The sequence below is a fragment of the Amycolatopsis sp. NPDC114504 genome, assembly GCF_055633595.1.
Genome location: NZ_JBVKDU010000002.1, coordinates 1,710,083 through 1,732,401, shown reverse-complemented (window position 1 = coordinate 1,732,401; position 22,319 = coordinate 1,710,083). Strand labels below are relative to the sequence as shown.

20 protein-coding genes are annotated in these 22,319 nt (G+C 64.5%); 6 read left to right on the top strand and 14 right to left on the bottom strand.

All coding sequences use genetic code 11. The annotated features are described in order from the left end of the window. Window positions 1-3 precede the first annotated feature (3 nt). Both ACZ7PG_RS20280 and ACZ7PG_RS20275 read left to right on the top strand, forming a co-directional pair. A complete protein-coding gene (locus tag ACZ7PG_RS20280; RefSeq protein ID WP_470240558.1) occupies window positions 4-2,733 on the top strand; it encodes an FtsK/SpoIIIE domain-containing protein in 2,730 nt (909 codons plus the stop codon). Continuing rightward, window positions 2,730-3,137 (top strand): hypothetical protein, encoded by a 408-nt coding sequence (locus tag ACZ7PG_RS20275; RefSeq protein WP_470240557.1) that lies wholly within the window; start codon window positions 2,730-2,732, stop codon window positions 3,135-3,137. Before ACZ7PG_RS20280 ends, ACZ7PG_RS20275 begins: the two co-directional genes overlap by 4 nt. On the opposite strand, the gene ACZ7PG_RS20270 is transcribed toward ACZ7PG_RS20275, so the two are convergent. The 6 genes from ACZ7PG_RS20270 to ACZ7PG_RS20245 all read right to left on the bottom strand — a co-directional run bounded on the left by ACZ7PG_RS20270 (window position 3,134) and on the right by ACZ7PG_RS20245 (window position 8,754). Beyond that, window positions 3,134-3,499 (bottom strand): YbaB/EbfC family DNA-binding protein, encoded by a 366-nt coding sequence (locus ACZ7PG_RS20270; RefSeq protein WP_470240556.1) that lies wholly within the window; start codon window positions 3,497-3,499, stop codon window positions 3,134-3,136. The two genes, ACZ7PG_RS20275 and ACZ7PG_RS20270, sit on opposite strands and share 4 nt — an antisense overlap. Next, window positions 3,496-3,816, bottom strand: coding sequence for a hypothetical protein (locus ACZ7PG_RS20265; protein WP_470240816.1), 321 nt, complete (start codon window positions 3,814-3,816; stop codon window positions 3,496-3,498). The genes ACZ7PG_RS20270 and ACZ7PG_RS20265 overlap by 4 nt, the downstream gene beginning before the upstream one ends. Before the next feature lie 5 nt (window positions 3,817-3,821). Further along, window positions 3,822-4,391 (bottom strand): hypothetical protein, encoded by a 570-nt coding sequence (locus tag ACZ7PG_RS20260; protein WP_470240555.1) that lies wholly within the window; start codon window positions 4,389-4,391, stop codon window positions 3,822-3,824. Beyond that, window positions 4,391-5,593 carry a putative T7SS-secreted protein gene (locus tag ACZ7PG_RS20255; protein WP_470240554.1) on the bottom strand — a complete coding sequence of 401 codons (1,203 nt, stop codon included), beginning with the start codon at window positions 5,591-5,593 and terminating at the stop codon, window positions 4,391-4,393. Before ACZ7PG_RS20255 ends, ACZ7PG_RS20260 begins: the two co-directional genes overlap by 1 nt. Further along, entirely contained in the window at window positions 5,590-6,141 is a 552-nt protein-coding gene (locus ACZ7PG_RS20250; protein WP_470240553.1) for a hypothetical protein, read from the bottom strand. Before ACZ7PG_RS20250 ends, ACZ7PG_RS20255 begins: the two co-directional genes overlap by 4 nt. A 135-nt stretch (window positions 6,142-6,276) precedes the next feature. Further along, entirely contained in the window at window positions 6,277-8,754 is a 2,478-nt protein-coding gene (locus ACZ7PG_RS20245) for an endonuclease/exonuclease/phosphatase family protein (protein ID WP_470240552.1), read from the bottom strand. A gap of 126 nt (window positions 8,755-8,880) precedes the next feature. On the opposite strand from ACZ7PG_RS20245, the gene ACZ7PG_RS20240 reads away from it, so the two are divergent. Beyond that, a complete protein-coding gene (locus ACZ7PG_RS20240; RefSeq protein ID WP_470240551.1) occupies window positions 8,881-9,819 on the top strand; it encodes a CapA family protein in 939 nt (312 codons plus the stop codon). Window positions 9,820-10,112: 293 nt separating this feature from the next. Here ACZ7PG_RS20240 and ACZ7PG_RS20235 read toward each other — a convergent pair whose 3' ends face one another. Both ACZ7PG_RS20235 and ACZ7PG_RS20230 read right to left on the bottom strand, forming a co-directional pair. Then, the gene (locus tag ACZ7PG_RS20235; protein WP_470240550.1) at window positions 10,113-10,559 is read right to left on the bottom strand and encodes a limonene-1,2-epoxide hydrolase family protein; all 447 of its coding nucleotides are present in this window, start codon (window positions 10,557-10,559) and stop codon (window positions 10,113-10,115) included. A 16-nt stretch (window positions 10,560-10,575) separates the two neighbouring features. Next, entirely contained in the window at window positions 10,576-11,496 is a 921-nt protein-coding gene (locus ACZ7PG_RS20230; RefSeq protein ID WP_470240549.1) for a TauD/TfdA dioxygenase family protein, read from the bottom strand. 322 nt (window positions 11,497-11,818) lie between these two features. Here ACZ7PG_RS20230 and ACZ7PG_RS20225 point away from each other — a divergent pair, with 322 nt between their 5' ends. Then, complete coding sequence (locus ACZ7PG_RS20225) at window positions 11,819-12,130, top strand: hypothetical protein (protein WP_470240548.1); 312 nt, start codon at window positions 11,819-11,821, stop codon at window positions 12,128-12,130. Beyond that, on the top strand, window positions 12,127-12,699 hold the full coding sequence (locus tag ACZ7PG_RS20220; protein WP_470240547.1) for a hypothetical protein: 573 nt from the start codon (window positions 12,127-12,129) through the stop codon (window positions 12,697-12,699). Before ACZ7PG_RS20225 ends, ACZ7PG_RS20220 begins: the two co-directional genes overlap by 4 nt. On the opposite strand, the gene ACZ7PG_RS20215 is transcribed toward ACZ7PG_RS20220, so the two are convergent. After that, window positions 12,692-13,459 carry an SDR family oxidoreductase gene (locus ACZ7PG_RS20215; protein WP_470240546.1) on the bottom strand — a complete coding sequence of 256 codons (768 nt, stop codon included), beginning with the start codon at window positions 13,457-13,459 and terminating at the stop codon, window positions 12,692-12,694. The two genes, ACZ7PG_RS20220 and ACZ7PG_RS20215, sit on opposite strands and share 8 nt — an antisense overlap. 919 nt (window positions 13,460-14,378) lie before the next feature. On the opposite strand from ACZ7PG_RS20215, the gene ACZ7PG_RS20210 reads away from it, so the two are divergent. After that, on the top strand, window positions 14,379-15,167 hold the full coding sequence (locus ACZ7PG_RS20210; protein WP_470240545.1) for an MBL fold metallo-hydrolase: 789 nt from the start codon (window positions 14,379-14,381) through the stop codon (window positions 15,165-15,167). A 72-nt stretch (window positions 15,168-15,239) separates the two neighbouring features. On the opposite strand, the gene ACZ7PG_RS20205 is transcribed toward ACZ7PG_RS20210, so the two are convergent. The 5 genes from ACZ7PG_RS20205 to ACZ7PG_RS20185 all read right to left on the bottom strand — a co-directional run bounded on the left by ACZ7PG_RS20205 (window position 15,240) and on the right by ACZ7PG_RS20185 (window position 22,147). Beyond that, window positions 15,240-15,881 carry an HAD family hydrolase gene (locus ACZ7PG_RS20205; RefSeq protein ID WP_470240544.1) on the bottom strand — a complete coding sequence of 214 codons (642 nt, stop codon included), beginning with the start codon at window positions 15,879-15,881 and terminating at the stop codon, window positions 15,240-15,242. Between the two features lie 30 nt (window positions 15,882-15,911). Then, window positions 15,912-16,664 carry a nucleotidyltransferase family protein gene (locus ACZ7PG_RS20200; RefSeq protein ID WP_470240543.1) on the bottom strand — a complete coding sequence of 251 codons (753 nt, stop codon included), beginning with the start codon at window positions 16,662-16,664 and terminating at the stop codon, window positions 15,912-15,914. After that, on the bottom strand, window positions 16,664-17,695 hold the full coding sequence (locus ACZ7PG_RS20195) for a hypothetical protein (RefSeq protein WP_470240542.1): 1,032 nt from the start codon (window positions 17,693-17,695) through the stop codon (window positions 16,664-16,666). Before ACZ7PG_RS20195 ends, ACZ7PG_RS20200 begins: the two co-directional genes overlap by 1 nt. A gap of 1,825 nt (window positions 17,696-19,520) precedes the next feature. Then, window positions 19,521-20,204: a hypothetical protein gene (locus ACZ7PG_RS20190; RefSeq protein WP_470240541.1), complete on the bottom strand. Its 684-nt coding sequence runs from the start codon at window positions 20,202-20,204 to the stop codon at window positions 19,521-19,523. 158 nt (window positions 20,205-20,362) lie between these two features. Continuing rightward, window positions 20,363-22,147, bottom strand: a complete 1,785-nt coding sequence (locus tag ACZ7PG_RS20185) for an ATP-binding protein (RefSeq protein ID WP_470240540.1) — start codon at window positions 22,145-22,147, stop codon at window positions 20,363-20,365. Window positions 22,148-22,319: the final 172 nt, after the last annotated feature.

Sequence of the window (22,319 nt, the reverse complement as noted above, 5' to 3'; positions counted from 1 at the left end):
CCGATGGCCAACAAGTCAGCCGAGCAACGCAACCGGGTCGAAACCGCCCTCGACCGGGTCCGCCACCAGATCGGGCTGGTCCTGGGTGCGGCGGCCGGGGCGCGCCAAGCCGCGGAGGCCGACCTCGCCAAACTCGAGCTGGAGCGCGACATCGTCCGCGTCGGCATGAACCACGCGAGTGCCGAGCAGCAGAACGAGTGGTCCCGGCACCCCGCCGCGCACGAAGTGTTCGGCGGGCTCGGCAGCGTGCGAAGCGCTTTCTACACCGACTGGGGCAACGGACCCACGACGCTGCGCGAACTCGTCTCGCAGAACGCACCCGGCGCGGCCGGGCTGCCGCCGGGTGACTGGCTCGGGCGCGTCGGCCACAACGCCGGCATCACCTCGCCCGGACTGTGGCGCGTCGGCTCCGCGACGGCCGCCGGCGGCGACGCCACCCGCACGTTCGACGTCGCGGTCCCGCTGCTCGACGAGTCGCACCTGGCGATCACGTCGGCGCCGAAGACGCGGCCCACCATCGACGGCATCGTGCAGAACCTGCTGATCCGCGTGCTTTCGACGTTCGAACCCGGCGCGGTGCGCGTGCACCTGTGGGACATCGGGCAGCTGACCGCGATCCTGCCCGACCTCTACCCGCTGAGCCGCACGAGCGCGCTTTCCCTGTACGACCCGGGCCGGCTCGAGGACCTCCTCGACGAGCTGGCCGGGCACATCCGCCGCATCCACGCGACCGGCATGCAGGCGGGACACACGTCGCTGCGGGAGCTGCGCATCGACCGGCAGGAGCGGGTCGAGCCGTTCCGCATCGTCGTGTTGTACGGCAACGGCGAAACCCTCGAGCCGGAGCGCGCCCGCGACCTCAAACGCGTCGCGAGTGGAGCGCTGGCCGCCGGGATCTGCCTGATCATGATCGACGTCCCGACCGCCGTGAGCGCGTCGGTCGAGACGCTCAGCCTGATCGACGACCGGCAGGCGATCAGCAGCATGACCGGTACCGACCTGGTCGTCACCCTCGATCCGCCGATGCCGTCCGGGCAGGTCATCCGCGCCGCCGACCGGATCGCCGCGGCGCTGATCGCCAAGCAGGGCGGGCCGCGGTCGTTCGACGACCTGATGCCCACAGAGATCGGGCAGGAGAGCTCGGCCCGGGAGCTGCGCGCGCCGGTCGGGTTCTTCGAGGGCGAGCCGGTCGAGGTCGTCATCGGCGACGCGAGCCCGCACGCCCTGATCGGCGGACCGTCCGGTTCGGGCAAGACGAACTTCCTGTACGCGCTGCTCGGCAGTCTCGCGGCGCGGTACACACCGGACGAGCTGGCGCTGTACCTGCTGGACTTCAAGGAAGGCGTCTCGTTCGCCGGGCTGGCACCGGGGCGCAAGGACGCGAGCTGGCTGCCGCACGCTCGGCTCGTCGGCGTCAACGTCAACACCGACCGCGAGTTCGGCCTGGCGCTGCTGCGGTACCTGGCCGACGAGCTGCGGCGCCGGTCCGCGGCCGCGAAGGAGCACGAGGTCACGAACCTCGCCGACCTCCGCGAAGCCGACCCCGGCGGGCACTGGCCGCGGATCGTCGCGGTGATCGACGAGTTCCAGTACCTGTTCGCGGGCCGCGACCAGGTGACGGCCACGGCCACACAGCTGCTGGAGGACATCGCGCGGCGCGGCCGGTCGCAGGGCATCCACATGGTGCTGGCCAGCCAGGACGTCGCCGGCATCGAGGCGTTCTGGGGCAAGCCGGCGGTGTTCGAGCAGTGCACGCTGCGCATCGCGATGCCGAAGGCGCGGCGCGTGCTGGCCGAGACGAACAACGCGGCGGTGTCGGCCCCGAAGTGGCACGGGGTGATCAACCACGACTCCGGCGTCGCGCACGGCAACCAGCTGGCCCACATCCCGGACGCGAGCAGCAAGAACGTGTTCGTCAAGCTGCAGCACCGGTTGTGGGAGGAGTACGCGGGCCGCTTCCCGCGCCCGCGCCTGTTCGACGGGGCGCATTCGCCGGTGCTGGAACAGTTCCCGGCGTACCTGGACCTGAAGCCGAGCTCGCGGCCGCGGGCGCTGCTGGGCCAGTCGATCGACGTCACCGAGGCCGCGTGCGGCGTGGAGCTGCCGCGGGCGCCGGGCCGCAACGTCGCGGTGCTCGGCTCGGCCACCGCCGAAGCGTTGTCCATCATGGACTCGGCGGCGCGCTCGCTGTCGAAGCAGTACGAGCCCGGCGAAATCGAGTTCGTGCTGAGCTGCCCGATCGAGGCCTGCGCCCCGGCGGCGCTGGAGCTGACCGAGCGGCTGCGCGCCGACGGCCACGCGGCCACGCTGGTGGAAGACCTGACCGGCGTGCTGGAGTCGATGACCGGCGCACTGTCCGGCGGCGCGAAAGTCCTGCTCCTGTACGGGGTCGACGCGGCGCTGCCGACGTTGGAGGTCAAGGCCGTCGGGCAGCTGAAGAGCGGCCTCGACCACCTGCGGATGGTGCTGAAGCAGGGCCCGAGCCACGGGGTCCACACGATCGGCTGGTGGCGCAGCATCGCCCGGTTGAAGGACACGCTGGGCTTCGCGGGCACCGACGACATCGGCACGTGGGCGGCGCTCGACGTCCAGGGCAACGAGCTGGCGCCGTTCGCGGCGGGCCAGGTGGTGCACTGGTCACCGCGTCCGGGCCGCGCGTTGTTCTTCGACCGCACGACCCACGGCGCCCCCGAAGTGATCATCCCGTTCCAGCGTCCGGAGAACGCACTGTGACCGACGACGGCGCCACCGCGGCCATGCGGTACAAGGAAATCATCGCCCTCTCCCGCGGCTCGGCGGAGAACCTGCGCGCCTGGGAGCTGGCGCGCGCCGAGGAGCTGGCCGGGCAGATCGAGGAAGCCCAGAACGCCATCGAGACGGCGAAGGAGCGCGAGGCTCGCGCGGCCGAGCGCGCGACCCGCTGGTGGAAGATGGCGCTGCACAACATCCAGGGCCTGCTCTGGCTGGACCCGGGCGACGAGCCCCGCCCGGTCCTGACGGCGCGCCCGGCGTATCTGGAGCGGTACCTCGAGGAGGTCAAGCCCAGTTACCAGGAGCTGGTCCAGGCGGTGCTGGCCCTGGGCTGGCGCGCCAAGCGAGCGGCTTCGAAGCGCGGCGAGCAGCCGCCGCCGGTCTAGACATCGAAGACCGTGCCGTAGGGCTCGTCGTCGACCGCCGGTGTCGGCTTGCGTTGCGGCGCTTGCCTGACCGGCAGCTTCTCGCCAAGCTGCCCGGTCGCGACGACCGCCTCCCGGACGACGGCGGTGATGGTCCGGCTGAGCGTGCCGGCGTCGAGGCGCATGGCTTCGGGCGCGAGCCGCACTTCGCTGACGACGCCACCGGGCCCGGCGAGCACGGTGACGGACCGATCCGGCGAGGTGACGGTGGTGTGGTTGCTCCCGGCGATGCCCGCGAGGAGGCGCCGGTTCTCGGCCTTGCGGTCGTCGATCTGCTTGAGCTGCCACCGCATTTCGTCGATCAGCCGCGGGTTGTCGCTCATGCCACCCTCCCGGGCTGGTACGGGGTGTATACGAATTCGTAGTACTTCAAGTGCCGGTGGACGATCAGGCTGTACCCGCGACTACGTGCGACCCAGGCGAGGTCGTCGATGGCGAGACCGTTTTCGATCATCCTGATGTAGACCTGCTGCCGGCCGTTCAGTTCGGCGGCCAGCTTCGCCATCTGTTTTTTGCGCGGCTTCATCGATCGAGCCACACGAACGACGGTGAGCGTCAGACCTCCGACGGCCACCGCGCCGAACAGCGCGAGGGTCAGCCAATCCGTCGCCGATCGACTGGAGCCGGCCGCCAGCACCATTTCACTCACGTCGTCTCCTCGCTGCGGAGACTCCAAGCGACCTTCGCCGTCGCCTCGGCGACCGCGGGCCAGGCGTCTTCGGACTCCGCCACCACCGACAGGATCACCACGGACCGGCCGTCCGGCAGCGGGATCTGGTACTCCGCCTTGATCTGGGTGCGGACGTCGTCGTCGGGCAGGTGGAACTCGCCGCCGCTGAAGGCCACGATGGCCGGGCCGATCGGGAGCCGAACCGGCCGCACCGCCGCGAGCTTGTGCCGGCTCCGGTACTGCTCGGCCATCGCCGCCACTAAGGCGTCTCGGCTGCCAGGCGCGGTCTCCGGCCACTGGGCGACGCCGAGCGTCAAGGTCGCGACGTCACCCTTGCGCCGGCCGACGGCGAACTTGCCGAAGACGCGGATGCCGTTCGCCCGCATCGCCGGGACGAGCGCCATCAGGTAGCGGCCGAACTCCTCGACGGACGTCCCGGACGCCAGGCTTTCGGCGATGGTCCAGGCGTGGCCGCGGTTCATCTTGTCGTCGGTGCCCACCGGCATCCCGGCGAACCCGGGAGGCAGGTCGATCTGCAGCGGCATCAGCCCCACACCTCGTCTTCCGCCCGCTCCCGCCGACGCGCCGGCGCGTCGTCGGCCCGCATTCCCGCATCGGCCGCATTGCCCAGCGCCACCACCGCCCACGGCGCCGGCCCGGCGACGAGCGTGCCGGCGACCACCGCCGCCTGGCCCATGTCCTTGGGCACCCAATAGTTCTGGAAGTCGTCCCAGGGGCTCTCGAAGTCAGCACCCTTCGCGACTTCTCCTCCTGCCTGGCCGACCAGGGCGCCGTAAGTCGCGACCTTGATCACGCTGTCCGGCATCATCGGGTTGATCCCGGCCAGCGAAGTGACCGCACCGGCCACGTCGAAGGCCAGCGTCTCAGGAGCCACCTCGGCCCCGGCCGCCTTCGCGACCACGTGACCGCTGAGCGCGCCCAGACCGAAGGTGGTGGCGACGAGGCTCGTGACCTCACTGGCCGGCGAGGGGAGAGCGTCGCTCAGGACGCCGAGGCCGTTGCCGATGTCGCCCACGACGTCCGAAAGCTTCGAGATCAGCTCCGCGTGATCCTGGACGAAGTCCCACGCGTCGTCCACTCCATCGGCGAGGGTGTTCGCCAAGTCGGACAGGGCGCCGCCGACGGCGTCGCTCAGCTCGTCGAGGACGTCCGGCTCGTCCGGAGCCAGCTCCTTCGCCTTCAGGAGCGCCTCTGCGACGCGGCCCGCTGCCTCCGTGTGCTCCTGCTGGAGCTGCTTCGCCGCGTCTTGGACGTTCTGGCAGCCGTCGATGGCGGACTGGAGCTGCCGGCCCGCGTCGTCCAGCAGGCGTTGCGCGATCTGCAGCGACTGCTGGTCGGGGAACGTCCGGTTGGCGAGCGCGAGGTCCGGGTTCGCCCGTGCTGCCTCAGCCGCCTTGGCCGCTGCCTCGGCCCGTGCCTCCAGGTCGGCTGCGCGTTTCTGCAGGTCACCGAGGTCTCGGGACCAGCTCTCCAGCGCGTCCGCCGCCTGACTCATCGACCTCGCCGCGCCCTCGAGGTACTGCGGCAGCGGGCCGATGCGCCGCGCGAAGGCGTCGCTCGCTTCGCCCTGCCAGATGCCCTGCTTCCGGACGATCTGCCGCAGCGAGTCGTCGGCCTCGGTCAGGTCGGTGCTCACCGCGCGGTACTTGCCGGCCAGATCGGTGACGCCGTCCAGGTCGCCCGGAGCCGGGTCGAAGCCCAGGGCCGGGAAGTCGCGTGTGCTCATCGGTCGCGCCCGTCCAGGATGTCGGCGATGCCGCCGGTCGCGCCGTCGCCGACCATGCCGCCGCCGGGATCCGCGCGTCCGGCCTGGTCGTTGATGCCCGGCACGCCGCCGGTGACTCCCCCGCCGACCATGCCGTCGTCGCCCAGCACGTTGCCGAACGAGCCGCCGGGCGGGCTTCCGCTCGGCCGGCCGACCCGCGGGTAGTCGCCCCGCCGCCCGTGGGGCACAGTCGGGTCGTCGTCGCCCATCACCATCGAGCCGAACTTCTTCAGCTCGCCGCCGAACTCCGCTTCGATCTGCTCGTACTTCTGCTTCGCCTGCTTCAGCCGCTCAGTAATGTCCGAAGCCGCCTCACCGAGCCGACCGATCCCATAGCCCCAGGCCTCCTCGAAGGAGACCCCCGCCTGGCCCAGCTCCGCCGTCCCCAGCGACCCGAACGCTCCGCCGCCGCCCAGCTTCCTGTTCGCGTCGGCCATCCGGCCCGCTGCCGTGTCGAGGTCACCGATGAGCTTGCCCAGCTCGTCGGCCTTCACCGCGTATCCGTCCACGCCACCCTCCCCTGTGGTCCCGTCACCAGTAAAGACGGCGGCGAACGCGCTGCGGTTTCCCTGTCACCCGATGGTGTGGCACAAAGAAAAGGCCACCACCGGACGATGCCCGGTGGTGGCCTTGAACAGTGAGACTTACGGGAAGTACTTGCCCAGCACCTGCTCCAGGTAGTCGAGCAGGTCGTACAACGCGTCCTGGATCGCGTTGCCGGTGCTCGGCCGGAACCGGATCACCTGCGGGTCGTGGTCGCTGGCCTGGTCGGCGAACTCCGCGTTGATGTGGACGACGTCGTAGTCCACCCCGCGCGGCGCCTTCGACGCCAGGATGTGGTCCAGCACCTGCGACTGACCCTCGAACACGTAGCTGTACCGCTCCGCCTCGGGCACCGACGCGATCAGGTCCTTCAGCGCGCCACCGGCGGTCAGCGTCTGGACTGCGGGCGAGAACGGGTAGTCGTTCAGGTCACCCGCCACGACGATGTTGGCGCTCTTGTCAGCCGCCAGCAACGAATCGACGAACCCGCGCAGCACCGTGGCCTGCTTCGCCCGCTGCACCTCGGAACTGCGCACCGGCGGCTGGAACCGGCCGTGCGTCGGCTGGTCACCGCCCTTGGAGTTGAAGTGGTTGGCGATGACGAACACCGTGCGGCCCTTGAAGACGAACTCGCCGGCCAGCGGCTTCCGGCTGGCCTCCCAGGCTTCGTTCGCCGGGTCGACGCGGCCCGGCGACGCCGTCAGGTGCGCCTTGCCGTGGTCACGGACGACGCCCACCGAAGCGGTCGACGTCCCACCCGGCTTGTCCACAAAGGACACGCGCGCCGGGTTGAACAGGAACGCCACCCGGATGTTGCCGCCCGGCTGGCCGCCGTCCTGGTCGTTCACCGGGTCGATCGAACGCCACTGGTAGCGCGGGCCGCCCTTGGCGACGATGGCGTCGGTGAACTTCTGCAGTGTCTGGTCCGCCGCCACCGTGCCGTCGTCGGTCGCGCCCGTGTTGTCCTGGATCTCTTCCAGGTTCACGATGTCCGGCGTCGCCAGGTGCGTCACGATCGCCTCGCCGAGCCGGTCGTACTTCGCCTGCGGGTCACCGGGCGCCAGGTTCTCGACGTTGTACGTCGCGACAGCGAGCTCGCCCGAACGCTGCTTGCGCGTGGTCTCGCCCTGCAGCCCGTTGTCCTTTTCGGTGCCGAGCACGCTGGCGAACAGCGTGTAGCCACCGAAGTTGCTGTACTCGACCGGGCCCGACGACGTGCCGGTCAGCACGTCACCGACGTTGAGCTTCGGGAACGGCCGCTGGTCGAACGGGATCAGCGAGGACACCTTGAGCACGCCGCTGTTCAGCTGGTCGTAACCCAGGTAGACGCTGCCGCCGCGAACCGACTTGTGCTGGTCCGGCTTGGTCGTCACGTACAGCTCGTTGAACGAGTTCGACGGGCCCACGACCCGAGCGTCGCTCACCGAAACGATCTCGCTCTCGTGCGACTCCCAGAAGTCCAGCGCGTACTTCGCCGGCTCCAGCGGGAGCGACTCGATGTTGCCGCCGGGCGCGGGCGCGTAGGCAACCGGCACGGTGTCGGGGTTGAGCACGGTCGGCGCCGGCAGCGCGTTCCCGTGCGAGCCGACCGTCCACTGTGCACTGCCCAGCTCGGTGAGCGACTGGTAGTTCGACGTCGCCGGCGCGTCCGGGTAGAACTCGCGGACGGTGCCGGCCGCGGTCACCGCGTCGCCGACCGCGACGGCCGGGCTCGTCGAGCCGGTGAACACGAACAGGCCCTCGCTGGTGCGCGGGTCGTTGTCCGGGTTCGGGTCGGTGATCCAGAAGCCGCGCACCGAGCCGAACGTCCTGGTCGCGGTGACGACGCCGGTGACGTCGCTGACCTTCTTGTCCTTGAACGGCGAAATGCGCGTGGTGCCCTGGATTTCGTGGATCTTCGCCGGGGTGCCCGGTTCGCCGGGATCGCCGCCGCCGGTCGTCTCACCCTTGGTGTTGGTCGGCGTCGGGTCGCCGACGGTGAAGTCGGTGGCGTTGTCGTCGGTGTCCACCAGGGACGCGCCGCGCGCGACGGACGTCGCGTTGGCCGGCGCGGCCGTCGGGGCGCCTTCGCGCACGGTCGCCGTGCCGAACCCGACGAGGTCCTTGATCCTCGGGTCGGCGGCGCAGTCCGCGGCGGTCTTGCAGGTCAGCGCGGTCGTCCCGGAGACGAGGGCGATCGTGCCCGCGGTCGCGGACATCGCGATCGTGCCGGTGGCGTCCGGCGTCGGCAGGGCAACGGTTCCCCCGGAACCCTTGCCCTCGGCCACGAGGTAACGCCCGCCCGGCGCGACGCTGCCGGCCAGCTGCGTCACCTGCCAGGTGCTGGACGCGCTCGGCGAGCCGGGCAGGTACTGGACGCTGAAGCCGTCGACGCTCGTGGCGGCAGTACCGTGGTTGGCGAGCTCGACGAAGTCGTTGGTCAACGTGGCGCCGGAGTTGCCGCCACCGCCGTAGACCTCGGCGATGACCGCGTCGGCGCTCGGTGCCGCGAAGGCGGCCGGTGCGGCCACTCCGCCGAGCACCAAGCCGGACGCGACGGCCACCGTCAGCGCGGTCTTGGCTCTGTGGGTCTTGATCACCCTGAGTCCCCTTTGTGCTTGAACAGTCGTGGCATAGTCCCCCGAACAGATGAGGAGGAGGAAGACAAAGGTGCAACGATTCGTAACAACTACTTTCGTCGTCACTCTTTCGGCAGAGCAGGTTTTGTGATCACGCTGGTACTCGGCGGAGACGTCAACGTTCAGGGCCGCGCGAAGCCGTCGACGGCGTTCGAGCGACTGGAACCGCTGCTCAAGGGCGCCGATGTCCGGTTCGCGAACCTCGAAGGACCCCTCGACGCGCCCGCGGCCGAAGCGCTGACGTCGGCAGGCATCGACGTCGTCTCGTGCGCCAACGACCTCACCGTGCCGGCCACCCTCCCGGTCCTCGACCAGGCCGGGATCGCGCACTGCGGCGCCGGCCCGGACCTCGCCGCCGCGCACGCACCCGCGGTGCTCGAACGGGCCGGGGAGAAGGTCGCCTTCCTCGCGTACACGTCACTTCGCCCCTACGGCTCGCATCTGGACTTTCCCGGCGTCGCGCAAGCGTTTGCGACCACGGCCTACCAGCCCGATCCGCGCGTCGCGGAGATCCCGGGCCGCCCGCCGCTGGTGCGCACGTCGCCGGTGCCCGAACACCTCGACCGGCTGGTCGCCGACGTCAAGCAGGCCAAGGCGGCCCACGACCACGTCGTCGTCTCGATGCACTGGGGCCTGCCGGGCCCCGAACTGGCCGAGTACCAGGTCGCCTACGGCCGCGCCGTGATCGACGCCGGCGCCGACCTGGTCGCGGGGCACGGGCCGCACACGATCCAGGCCGTCGAGGTCCACCGCGGCCGTCCGATCCTCTACAGCCTCGGCAACCTCGTCTTCGACTGGCCGGCGATGCGCGGGCGGCACGTCGACGGGCTGCTGGCCGGCTGCATGTTCGGCGACGAACCCCGGCTCGAGCTCATCCCCGTGCGACGCGACGCCGACAACGAGTGCGTACCGCTCGCCGGGGACGAAGCGGGCAAAGTCCTGCAGTACGTCGCGGATCTCTCGGCTCGGCGCTCGACGTCCGTCTCCATCCGGGACGGAATAGCATCGGTAAGCGTTGGCACGTAACTGATCGCGTGCGAGCTGTTACAGGACGCGGCGCGACTGTCACCCATCCGGCGCATCTGCCTTAAATGCTCCCTAAGACCCGGAACAACCCGCGTGAAGCGGCGGTACGGTCTGCGTGAGCCGCCGGAAAAGTGGCACAGACCACTTTTAGACAGCTCTCGACCAGCACGAACACGCGGGGGAGGGAGAACCATCATGTGGGGGCTGATTGTTCTCAGTTGCGTGTTCGTGCTGGTGCTGGGGATAGCCGCGGTCGTGGACCTTCGGGACCACGACCGCGGCGAACACCGCGTCTAGCGCACAGCCTGCTTCGCCTTGTAGCGGCCGATAAGCGTGCGCGCGCCGGCGAGTGCGACCCGCCCGGCGCCCTTCGCGCTCGCGGCCAAGACCGTCGTCCAGTCGAAGTAGTCGCGCCACAGCACGATCCGACCGGCTTCGACCTCGAACGTGCCGCACACCCAGAACTCAGCTTCCCACGCGCCGCGGCGCAGCACGTCGGTGCGTTCGGTGAGCACGACGTTGCCGTCCGAGGCGATGTGGTGCGTCCGCGCCTCGAACCCGGAGCCGAACCGGGCCATCAGCCGCAGCTGTTTTTCGACCGCCGCGACGCCGCGGGCGGGCGGCAACGGCACGTTCTGGTACACGATGTCGCTCGCCGCGAACGTCAGCGCTCGGTCGATGTCGAGGTCTTCGAGGGCCTTCAGGAAACCGGTCACCACTGCCTGGGGTTCATCGGTCATGCCCCCAGGCTAAGGGTCAGAACGGCCGGTCGCCCGCGATGGCGACGCGCTCCGCGATCCGGACGTGCGGGTGGTAGTCGTTGACCGCGTAGTGCTGCGTGGCGCGGTTGTCCCAGAAGGCCACCGAGTTCGGCCGCCAGCCGAACCGGACCTGGAACTCGGGCGTGTGCGCCTGCAGGAAGAGGTACCGCAACAGCCGGTCGCTCTCGGCGCGGTCCATCCCGACGATGTGCGTGGTGAACGCCTGGTTGACGAACAGGGTGCGCCGCCCGGTCTCCGGGTGCGTCCGGACCACCGGGTGCTCGACCGGCGGGAACTCGTCCTGCCACTGCGCGAGGAGCGCGGGATCCGAGAACCGGTCGAAGCCGGGGAGGTAGTCGTGGACCGCGGTGAGCCCGTCGATGCGGGCGCGGACGTCCTCGGGCAGGTTGTCGTAGGCGGCGGCCATGTCGGCCCACATCGTGTCGCCGCCGACGGGCGGCACCTCGATCAGCCGCAGCACCGAGCCGAGCGCCGGGTTGGGCCGCCAGGTGACGTCGACGTGCCAGATGTTCTCGTAGCCGGGCATGGCGGCGGTGCGCTCGAAGCGCGTGACAGCGTCGTCATCGCCCTTGGGGATGAACGGGTTGGTCTCCAGCGCGCCCCAGTTCGCGGCGAACGCGCGCTGCTGCGCGGAGGTGATGTCCTGGTCGCGGAAGAAGATCACCTTCCACTCGAGCAGGGCGCGGTTGAGCTCTTCGCGCAGCTCGGCGGTGACGGGGCGGCGGAGGTCGACGCCGTCGATCTCGGCGCCGATCACCCGGCCGAGCGGGCGGATCCGGAAGAGTTCGTACGGTTCGCTCTCACTCCGGTGCAGGACGCGCGGGCCTTCGAGGAGGCCGTCGGGGGGTGCGATGGCCTCCCGCAGCTGAATCCGGGCAGGCAGCTCTACGGACATGGTTGTGCTCCAAGGGTTTTCGGAGGGGTTCGGACGCCGGGCTCGCGTCAGGCAGGGGGCGAGCCCAGGCGGCCGCGGCGCAGCAGGAGCTCCACGGTGCCTTCCCCGACCGACCGCTTGGAGGCGCGGCCGTGCCACCGGACAGGCGTGCTTTCCGAGGTGGCGGGCATGTGCTCATGGTGTTCTTCCTCCCGCCCTGCGGTCAAGACGTCCACTTGGTGGAACGCGGTCAACGCCGCAGGTCACCGCGATGCGGGCGGCTCGGGAGCATGAGGCAAGATCTTCCACGATCGGGTGAGCGCCCTTGACGACGGAGGTCACGATGCCGGAAGGCAGAGGCTCGCGGATCGACCCGGACCGGCTACGCATCGCCGCCGACCAGCTGGACCAGGCGACGGCCGCCGACGACAAGGCGGCGGGCAGGTTCGCCGAAGCCCGCGTCGACTCGACGCCGTTCGGCATCTCGGCACAGGCCCGCGAGCTGGCGGCGCGCTGGTCGGCCGCGCTCGCCGCCCGCGAAGCGGACGCACGCGTCCTCGGCGACGCGACGTCCGACCTCGCCGGCCGGCTGCGCATGGCGGCGGAGAGCACCCGGAGCACCGGCTTCCGGGGGCGGATCGCGGTGGCGCCGTGACGTCTCCGGTGTTCGAACACCCGGCGTTGACCTCGGCGGCGGCCCAGCTGGCGTCCTTGCGCGCGGCGGCGGGCCGCATCGGCGCCCCGGACCCGGTCGCGGCCCTGCGCCACCTGGACTGTTCACCGTCGTCGATCAGCGCGTCGGCTTCGGCGGTCGACGCGGGCGCGTCCCTGGTGACGTCGGCCTCCGCGGAGTTCCGCGACGGCGTCGAGCAAGGCGAAGGCGGCGGCAGCGCGGAGACGTTCGGCATCTGGGCGGACGCAGTGGACGCCCAGTACGGCGCGGCGGCCCGCGCTGCGGCGGCCACAGCTGCGTTGGGCGTCCGGATCGCTTCCGAGCTGGACGCGTTGGCGGTCTCGGCGTCCGCGGAGGTGTCCGCCCTGGCTTCCGCCGCTTCGGCATCGGTGGCAGCGGTCCTGGCGGACGACCGGTCCCCCGAGGTGGTGAGCACGGTCAGCATGACGTGCACGGCGGTGGTCCGGACGGTTTCCGCGAAGATCGCGTTGCTGTCCTCGCTGCTGGCGGAACTGGAGCCGTTGACGGCGCCGGCGGTCCAGCTCAGCTGAACCGTTCCCGGGCCCAGTCTTCGAAACTCCGTGCCGGATGGCCGGTGACGGTGGGGACGTCCAGCGAAACGGGCTCCGGATCGTCGACAAGGGACGCCCAGTAGGGCAGGGCGCTCCTCGCGAATTCCTCGCCCAGTTGCTTTCTTGCTTCTTCTTCGGGTTGTTCTTCCCATTTCGCGGGGATTCCCAGCGCTTGCCCGATGAACCTCACCTGGTCTGCTTGGCTCAGGGCTTCCGGTCCGGCGACCAGGTAGATCTGCTTCGCGTGGTCTTCGGTGAACGCTTTGATCGCCATGTCGGCGACGTCTTTTTCGTGTACGAGGGAGCGTCGGGCTTGCCCGTAGGGTGCCCGGACTTTGCCGGTTTTCGCTTGCTCCACCCAGCCGAGCGTGTTGGTGGCGAGGCCGGTGATGCGGAGGAAGGTCCAGTCGTCGGTGACGTTTTTGACGGCGTCTTCGACGTCGGCCCAGAACCCACCGTCTTCGGCGGCTGCCGATGAGACGTAGACGATCTGCTTGTCTTTGAAGGGTTTTAGGGCTTTGTCGATACCTTCGGCGGAGTAGAAGGGCCAGACGAAGTAGACGGCGTCGACTCCCTCGGCGGCTTCGGCCGGGTCGGCGATGTCGCCTACGACGACCTCGCCTTGCTCCGCCTTCGCCGGGTCGCGGATGAGGACCCTGACGTCTGCGCCTCGGTCGAGCAGACCCCGGACGACGTGGCGGCCGGTGTTGCCGGTGGCCCCGGTGACGAGGACCTTCATGGTGCGCTCCTTGGTGATCAGCAGGTGCCACCACGGTCACACTTCAAGAGCCCTTCAAGTCAAGCAGTGCGGTCTGTACCGCGTCGGCGAGCGAAGGCACTACCGGTGTCGGGTCAACGCAAAACGCCCGGCAACCTCAGTGAGGCTGCCGGGCGTTTCGAGAGCGGTGGCGGTGGGATTTGAACCCACGGACGGGGATTAGCCGTCACACGATTTCGAGTTCCGATCCATCCTGTCCATCTCGGATCGAACAAGTAAGTTCGTCCTGGACGAACCACCCATCGAGACCCGACGAACGTGATTGAACATCCCCGAACTGAGACGCAAACTGAGACGCTTGGCCGCTCTGACACGCCTCTGCGAGCTCGACAACCAGCTGGTGCGATTATCGGAAGTTGCCCCCACCCACCAGACACCCGGCTACTTTGCCACTTCACTCGGCCGAACGGTCCAGTAAGCCACGTTGTGGCGGGTGGCGAGGGTGTCGGGGGTAATGGGAACAAGCACTCGCAAGCGGTCAACAAGGGTGTCCTGGTAGGCAAAGACGCGTGGGCCGGGTCACCAACCGGTCCGCGCCAGAAGGCGACGTTTTCCACGGGCGGTGGGAGTTACGGGGAGTTACGGGGTGATCGGGGCCGAGTGCCCGCAGGTAGTCAACGACGAGGCCACCTCACCGTGGGATTCACTTTCTGAAACCAGGTTCTCACTCTGAGCGACCGACAGGTCAGACGTCGGAAACGTCTCGCCAACACCCGACTGAACTACCCGTATCCCATTCAAGATCGGGGTCAGTCGGACATGTTGCTGCCGTGGTGCCGACTTCAGGGGTCCAGTAGGCTGCGTCAGCATGGTCGTCAACTACTGACGGATGGAACGAGGGGGCAATTCAATGCCTGACACGCCGAGTACAGTCACCGTTGTGCCGCTGGGCTTCTGGTCGAATTCATGGTCCGGTCCGACAAGCTCGTTCGCCGTGCAGTCCCAGGCGGAAACAATGCTCTTGGACGTAGGGGTCGACCCTGTTGGGAGTCTTCGCGCGGCGGCAATACACCCATCCACGGTGAGTCACGTGTTTATTTCTCACCTACATTCAGATCATTCGAGCGGATTCGCAAACCTGATCTTCACTCGTCAGACCCTAATGCGAAAGAACGGCCCCAATACGAAACCCGTTCAGGTTTTTGCCGAAGCGGTCACGATCCAGGGATTGCGCGACATGGTCGCTATTCAATATCCCGACCGAAAGCTCGCTATAGACTGGCACGAGGCCGAAGAGGCGAAGGTCCTTTCGTTTACTGAGTCACTGTCAGTAACTTTTCTGCCGACGCGGCATAAGATTTCAGGGTTGTCAGCGCGATTGGATGCGCCAACAGGTCCTCTTGTCGGTTATCAGGCTGACAGCCGACCTACTGAGAAAGATCCACGCTTCTTCCAGGGGGTTGACCTGCTCATCGCCGAGTGTTTCGCCGAAGGATCATCACCCGACGATCGTTCAAGCACACACACCAAGGGGCACAGCACCTTTTATGACGCCCTCCAACTTGCCAAAGATGCGGGGGTCTCCAGCGTGCTGCCATACCATCTCCCCGAGACCTACCGAGCCGACACGGATTTCCGCGCAAGAGCACACGAATCGTTTTCCAAATCAGGTATTGACCTTATCGATCCTTTGATCCGTTCGTCGATTCACCTTCAGAGCAAAACCTGAGGCGGTTATCCGGCGCGCGCAGGCGATGAAGGTGACATCTTCGAAGGGTTACCAAGAACGCCTAAGCCGCCCCTAGCCAAGACTCGGAAATGGCGAAAAATTAATATAATGCAGACCGAGTTTCGCGCTGGAACTGGCATCATTGAGAGAATCCCCGACGAATAGGCACTCGCAGGGCTCGAAGCCCGAGAACGCCGCGTGGAGCAGGTCTACCTTGGCTACCCCATCAGTATCATTGTCGCGACCAAGAACTAGAATATCGGCCGCAGACCTGCCGACCGCGGAAAACGATCTGTTGAGCAGGTCACGAGTTTCATCGACGTGTCCTTGACTCACGATCCGGACAGGCATATTCCTGCCAATACTAATCAGGAGTTCGACCGCCTCGACCGGCATGCGCGCTGCCCGCTGAAGGGTTGCCAAGTCTTGCCGTTTGGCTCGCAGAGCCATTTCGAAGTTCGGGACTTTGATGCCCAAAGTCTGCGCTATTCGTGGTAGCCATGTATTCGAGTTAGACCCTACACGCAACTCCTCGCGGACAAGCCGATCGACCTCTGTCACTACGGCGGCGTCATCAATTCCCAGCGCACGTGCGGTTGAACTGACATGTAGGGGGGTTCTATCGAAGAGCGTTCCCCCCAGGTCAAATCCGACCACCGCGATACCATCCTTGCCCAGAACGGTGGCCACTAGACGTGAAAAGACTGTCTCCATTTCCGCCCTCCACTGCGACACACTTCGAGGCTATCGATTCCATTTCTCAGGATGGCCCCTTATCCACTCCTCTGCAACCTTGACATCGATGCCACGATCGATATCGAAAACCGGATCCTCGACACTGCAGGTTATGGCCCCGGGTGAGCTATCCATCAGAAATCGCATGACAACAGAGGCACGAATTTCACCTGTAAATAACTCTGATGTAGCCGCCGCGCGCACCCGACTTGCAGCCTCCCTGGATAACCATCTAATATTGGCAAACACGAGGCCTGCAGGATTTCCCCCTTTACTGAATCTCGTCAATCGCCAATCGGGTGATGTCTCAATCCAGATAGGATCCTCATCCGCAATGAATCGAGTGGCCAGTACGTGACCTATTCGACCAACCGCCGGACGGCCTACAGCGTCAATCATCCGTTTGATCGCATCTAGTCGAATGACTGTATCAGCGGTTCCAATGCAGACATCAGACTCAGATATTGAATCCAATATTGCCAAGAGGGCATTCCCAGTCCCACTGCAGTTATCAGTGGACACGGGAATAAATTCGATACCGGGGAAGGTGGCCTGAAGATGTCTTAACAACTCGACATTTAGTTCATTTGTACCAATAGATATCTCATTGATTCCCGCATGAGCCATTCCGATCACCGTGTGATCTATGACCGGCCGGCCTAAAACCTCTACTAGCGGCTTCTGCTGGGTGCTGAAGTCGCGAATTCTTGCACCGGAACCGCCAGCGAGAATCGCGCCCACCAATCTTTCGGAACTAATCACTAGACCTTCCTCTTCTGCGCAAGTGGAATCAATTCGCTTTCGATCCAACTGGCAACCTGGACGGTCGACCGCCACTCCGATGGTATCAGCGACCACAGCAACTCAAAGTCATCAACGAAGGGGCGCGCACTTTCGGAGCCATAGATAAAGATCGAATTGAGCCGGTGCGACTCGCCGCGCCCGATCGGCTCATGCAGGATCACGACTTCCCGATCGATGATGTGGTACTTGAGCGGGATCTTAACATCGGCAATTCCTACAAAGTACGAGTCGAAGTTCTCTAGGGCATGCTTCCAGTTCACCAAAGACGCGACCACCTCGCTCGGCTTCATGGGCCACATCTTCGGCGCCAACGCTCCCGTTCTCGCATAGAGAGTGATCTTGTCTCGAGGATAGATCTCGCGCAGTTTGTTCCCTGCAGCCAGGTGCGCTGCGAATGACTTCTTCCGACTCGTCTGACTGTGTCGGTAGCCGTCCGCATCGGGACTACCCTCACCATACCGGATAAGCGCGACATCGTCGATTCCGCCGTCGGTCTTGAAATATGGAGCTATCCGATGCTGAATGAATGAAAACTCGTGAGCAGTGGCCTCCAACTCGGCAATTGCGGCACGATATTCCGATACCGTTGCGTACGATACCGTGCGAGCCAGGACAGCATTCCCGGGGACATGGCAATGAACATTCGGCTCTATCAATGGCGCCTCGCCATGGTTTTTTGGGGAAATCTGCAGCCGCAGTTCACTAATTTTCTTCTCGGCATCATCAAGGTCGCGCCCGTGAGATTTCCTCAGTTTACTCGAGTTAATTACCGCGGCACACGAAACATGGACTCCCAGAGCCGCTACCGTCGAGGCCAAGGTAAGAAGAATCGCACTGGCCCGAGTTGGCAGGATTGATGAAGGAATAAGATTAACAAGAATTGGCAGCAAAGACAAATAGCTCAAAGCCAAGGCAATATGCTTGGAGAGCGGCCGTGGCGAGTTTGACTTGCCGGACTGTGCAAAGAGGGCAGCTACCACGACGTTCACTACGAGGCCTATAGCCAGGCTCGCAACCGTTGCAGTCGCACCGGGATCGTACAGCACGTCTAACTCTGGCCCCCTCGTAGTTGGCGCTGACGTCGCAGACTGGGCGTCGGCTTACTCCCGCCTCGGTCGCAAGTATGCGACGGGAGGATAGCTCATCCGGAGGCGTCCCGCTGGAAGTCGGACGTCTTTCATAGTTTGATCTTGATGGTCCCCATGGCGTACCGAAGCCCCATACATGACGACCAACCACTGCTCCACCAGAAAATAGCCTCGCCTGCCTGCGTCGCCATTGATCAATGTGGCATGGAACGCAGCACCCACTCCGAGGTGCAGGGGAGCGTTCTGGACGCGCCGGCCCGGCCCCCGCGCCTGCCTGCAACTGTTACGGTCGCGCGTGGTCACCATAAAGTTTATCGGTTGGGCACTCCCATAACCCGTTGGGACACAGCCGAAAGGCAACCAGCACGCACGGCCTGGCGCAATCATCAGAGTCGACCTTCTAAGGAGGCCTGAATCCTGATCTCTGGGGACGTGACCGCTTCAGGGCGTTCAGGATGCGGATCAAACGCGATACTGAGTTCGAAGGCTGGTGTACTTACAATGGTCGCGACTACCACATTCATGAGCTTAACCGAGGTCAGCGCGGGTACGAGTCTACTTCGATGTAAGGTCGGCTCTGCTTTGCTACTTCCTGCGAGTGCACAGCGCAGTTGAACAAGCCCACGCTCAGCGCGACCAGGAGCTCGATAACCGCGACCGGCGTGCTTAGGAGTCGGTTACGGAAGTTCTTCGGGCGAGCATGCAGCCCGGGGTCGACAGGATATCTTGACGTTGACGCTCGCTGCCCCTGGTCGGGAGGTCGCGCAGATCTCACCGACCCGAATTTTCGCTTGTTGACCCTGTCACAGGGCACGCAACGTACAAACTCACCGGGGGCCGGCGCCTGACTCCCCCGGCGGAAGGGCCTCAAGCCCGCGTGACGCAGTACGAGCGCGAGCGGAAGGCACGACAGCGCAAAAAGGAGGGAAGCAGCCAAAGACGCCCGATAAGACTTGTGACGACAGTGACGGTCTGTTCAGGGGTGCAGGCCCCGCGAAAACCTCCGTGACCACGTCGATCGTTCACTTGCGCAATCAGCAGCGAACCTACCACACCTGCCTCCGGAGGGATGGGTCGCAACACGCTAGTCCATCGCTCTGACCTGCATGTTGTCACGTCCCCAGCCCAGGGGCGCCCACCGATTGACCGTTGATTGGCCGCCCGTCCTCGTGGAGGGCAAAGAGGCTGGAACACAGGGGGCGCGCCGCTGTTTCAGCCTCTTTCTCCTGCCGTGTGACTACAGAGACAGAGAGTTAGAGTGGGAAGAGAGCCGTCACCGTAGGTGTCACTCACCTGTCACACCTAAAACCGCAGGTCACAAGGGCTAGAGTGACGGAGTGACAGGTGTGACAGTCTTGACATCCCGCAGGTGTCACTCACCTGACACGTCAGGCGCAAGTCTGTTCTTCCTCCGCAAGAAACCAGCCCTGAGCGCGCCTGTGCCTATCTCTCGGGTCCAGGTCCACGACTGAAGTCTCGCGAGCCGCCTACGTCGCTCTCAGGCGGCAAAATTCCGGCCATCGCCGACGCTGTAGGTACGCTTAGCGTGTCGTTCCCGATTCTGAGGTCCGTCTCCCGTACTGCTGAGCTGCGGCCTCGCCCTGCCGTCACGGGCGGGTGCAGCTCGCCTTCAGGACACTCCACGATCAAGGTAGCCACGTCGCCGCCTCCCCCTTGGCCGCGGCAAGTTCAAGGTGGAAGCTCCCCAGCATTGCCAGCCCGATCTTCACCACTGCCTCCGGCGTGGCTCGGGGAGGAAAACGTTGGGATTGGCGGCAGCCGCAAAAGCAAGTTGCATTGCAACAACTTGGCTTCTAGAAATTGCCTCGGGTGGCGGCCAGGAGACGCCATCCTTCAAGGGGGGCCAGATACGGACGAGTCGAAAGGCTCGCTGGTCGATCCAGCGAATATACCGGTCTATTTGAGGCGAACCGCTGACTACTTCGTAGATCAAATTGTCGACAGTGGTGAGCGTGAAGAAAGAATACTCCGGCATGCGATTTACGGGAAGCAGGTTGCCGACATAGTGAGCAGGTTCAGGATCTGTGGTGCTCAATTCTCCGGCGATCGGCCTTCCCAGTCTGACTGAAGTGTTTATAGGGGGTGTACCTGACTCGATCATTTCGAGTACTTTTCTCCTAGCGATATCATAACCCCATGATTGAGTGCCGCCATCTCCGATGCAAGTGAGTAAAGTTGTCTTGGTGGCCCACGCGGAAACAAGCGTCTGTTGTTCGATGTCTAGTGTTACATGGTTGCCGTCCATCAATTTCTTCAAGATGGTCGAAGTCGTGTTCTCGAAGACCCTGCCGAGTGCAGAGTTGCATCCGCGACAGATGCGAATCTTGTGACGTGGCGGCATTCGACCTTCATTGGATGCAAGAATCCTCTGTTTCAGGTGGTTGCGCATCCATGTCGGAGTTACGTCCTCGTCGGTCAGTGGGCCAGGGCCGAGGCAGAGGGGACACTTTGACTTCGGGCCTGTAGTCATGTCCGTGCCTCACTCGTTCCAGTGGTGGAATTCTCTGTCTTCGATACGCGAGAGGTTGCCGACCGGCACTAATGCGTTCAGTGGCCTTCCTGATCTTCGGATCCCATGCCGTCGGGTGTCAGCTTTTCGTAAAGCTCCCGATACTGATTTCGTGCGTTCTCCAGCAGTTCGGTATAACTGAGAATCCGATAGCCGGTCAAAGCAGTTCGGTCGTAGGACTCGTCAAACTTGTCGCCGATTACGATCACCTCGATGTCCTTGGGATCGAATCCGCCAAGAGAAGCCATGAATATCTGCTTGTACCGCATGACTTGCACCAGTTCCATCGCCGAAATCTTGACGCCTGGTTTCTTAAACTCGACGACGACGAGACGCTTCGCCGTGGCACTCTGCTCGGGCTGGAGCTTCCTGTCATCGAAGCACGCCAAATCTGGTCGTTTCGCGGCGTCTAACTTGAACTCCTTTGCCAAGCTCTTGCCAAGCATCCTTCCGAAAGATTTGTTGTCGAACCAATATTCAAGATCACTTCGGATAAGCCAGATGTTTTTGGCGATGATCTGGTGGATTTCGTTTTCCAAAACCCCATCTTCGACCTTCCGACGCAGAAGGTCAATCACTTCTAGCTGCGTGTGTAAGATGCCAGCCACCTCGGCAATGTGCGCGGCGCCGTAACGAGCCAAGAGATTGCTTAGCCTTTCAACCTCCTTTGGCTCCGCATCTCGTACCGTCTCCAGGATGAGTCTTAGCGAGTCGGACTCATAATATCGAATTATGAGATCGACGATCTCGTCTATCGTGTTGTCGTCCTCATTCTTGGACAACTTCGATATTATCGACTCTAGTGTCTCGTCCAGTCTTCCGTAGATCTCCGGACCGAGCGCTTTGAGGCGTTTTTCGAACTCGGGATTCCTCTTCAGTGCTTCTTTCTTTTTAGCCTTCGCTCGCTCGCTCGACATCCCTTTTGCTATCGTTTCAAGCTTTTTTTCTGCAAACTCAACCAACGCTTGAACTGCGGGATCTTCCGGATTGAAGCCGCTGCGGCTCGTGTTGATGACAAATTTGTCGCGCTCAGACTTGGGGCCATCGACAGCGTCAATAAAATCGGGTTGCAGTTCGCCGACGATCCTCACAAGACCAAAAAATCCGTGCGCCTGTTGATTGAGACCGAATAGACTTGGCTCCTGCACGATCCTGTCGCGGACACGAACTGCGAACCCTGGCTTCAGGCCGCGCCGATCCTTTGCGACAACGTAGTAGCCTTTGACCTTGCCGAAGCCAGGAATCTGCTCGTCGAAGGTGTAGCGCTCACCGGGGATGTCCTCATACCTGCACTTGATGTCATTAACATAGACACTCCACCCTGCGCGCTCTGGAAGATGGCGAGCAAGATAGGCACGCAAGTGATCGTCCGTGACGTCGTTTGCCGTTTCTAGGCGGCCGCTAAGAGTCACGGTCGTACCATGTTGACGCGTCGAAACGATCTGAGTTTCGTCTGGAAAGTCAAATGATTCCAGGTCTGTCGCTACATTTAACTCCGATCGATCCAAGACAATCGTTGTCTTAAGGCCATCTCGACGCGTCGCAACGGTCATTTTTTGCGCAATGCCAAAGCCGGCAAGTTTGCCGATGCCTTTGTTGCCGATGACGGGGCGGCCTTTGGGGGACTTTTGACCATTCTGCTGATCTCTTCGATCACGGCCGAGACGAAGATAGCCCTCTTCGAGATCTTTGGGAGTCATGCCGATCCCATTGTCTGAAATCGAAATCTCATCCTCGGTGTATGTGACCTTCACCCATGTGGCGTCGGCGTCATAAGAGTTGGCGCAAAGTTCCGCAATCACCTTTGGAATCGTGTTATACATTGCAACTCCGAAATGATCGAGTAGCCGAGGCTCGACACTAAACTTCAACGCTCACTCCTGCGGGCTCGAAATCATGGAGGTCCAGTGTCGTCGATCACGCTCGGTTACGCTAGTGCGGGGAGCGGACGAGCTGACTTCGATGGCCGGGTTCGCGGCTGGCGAACGGCGCCGC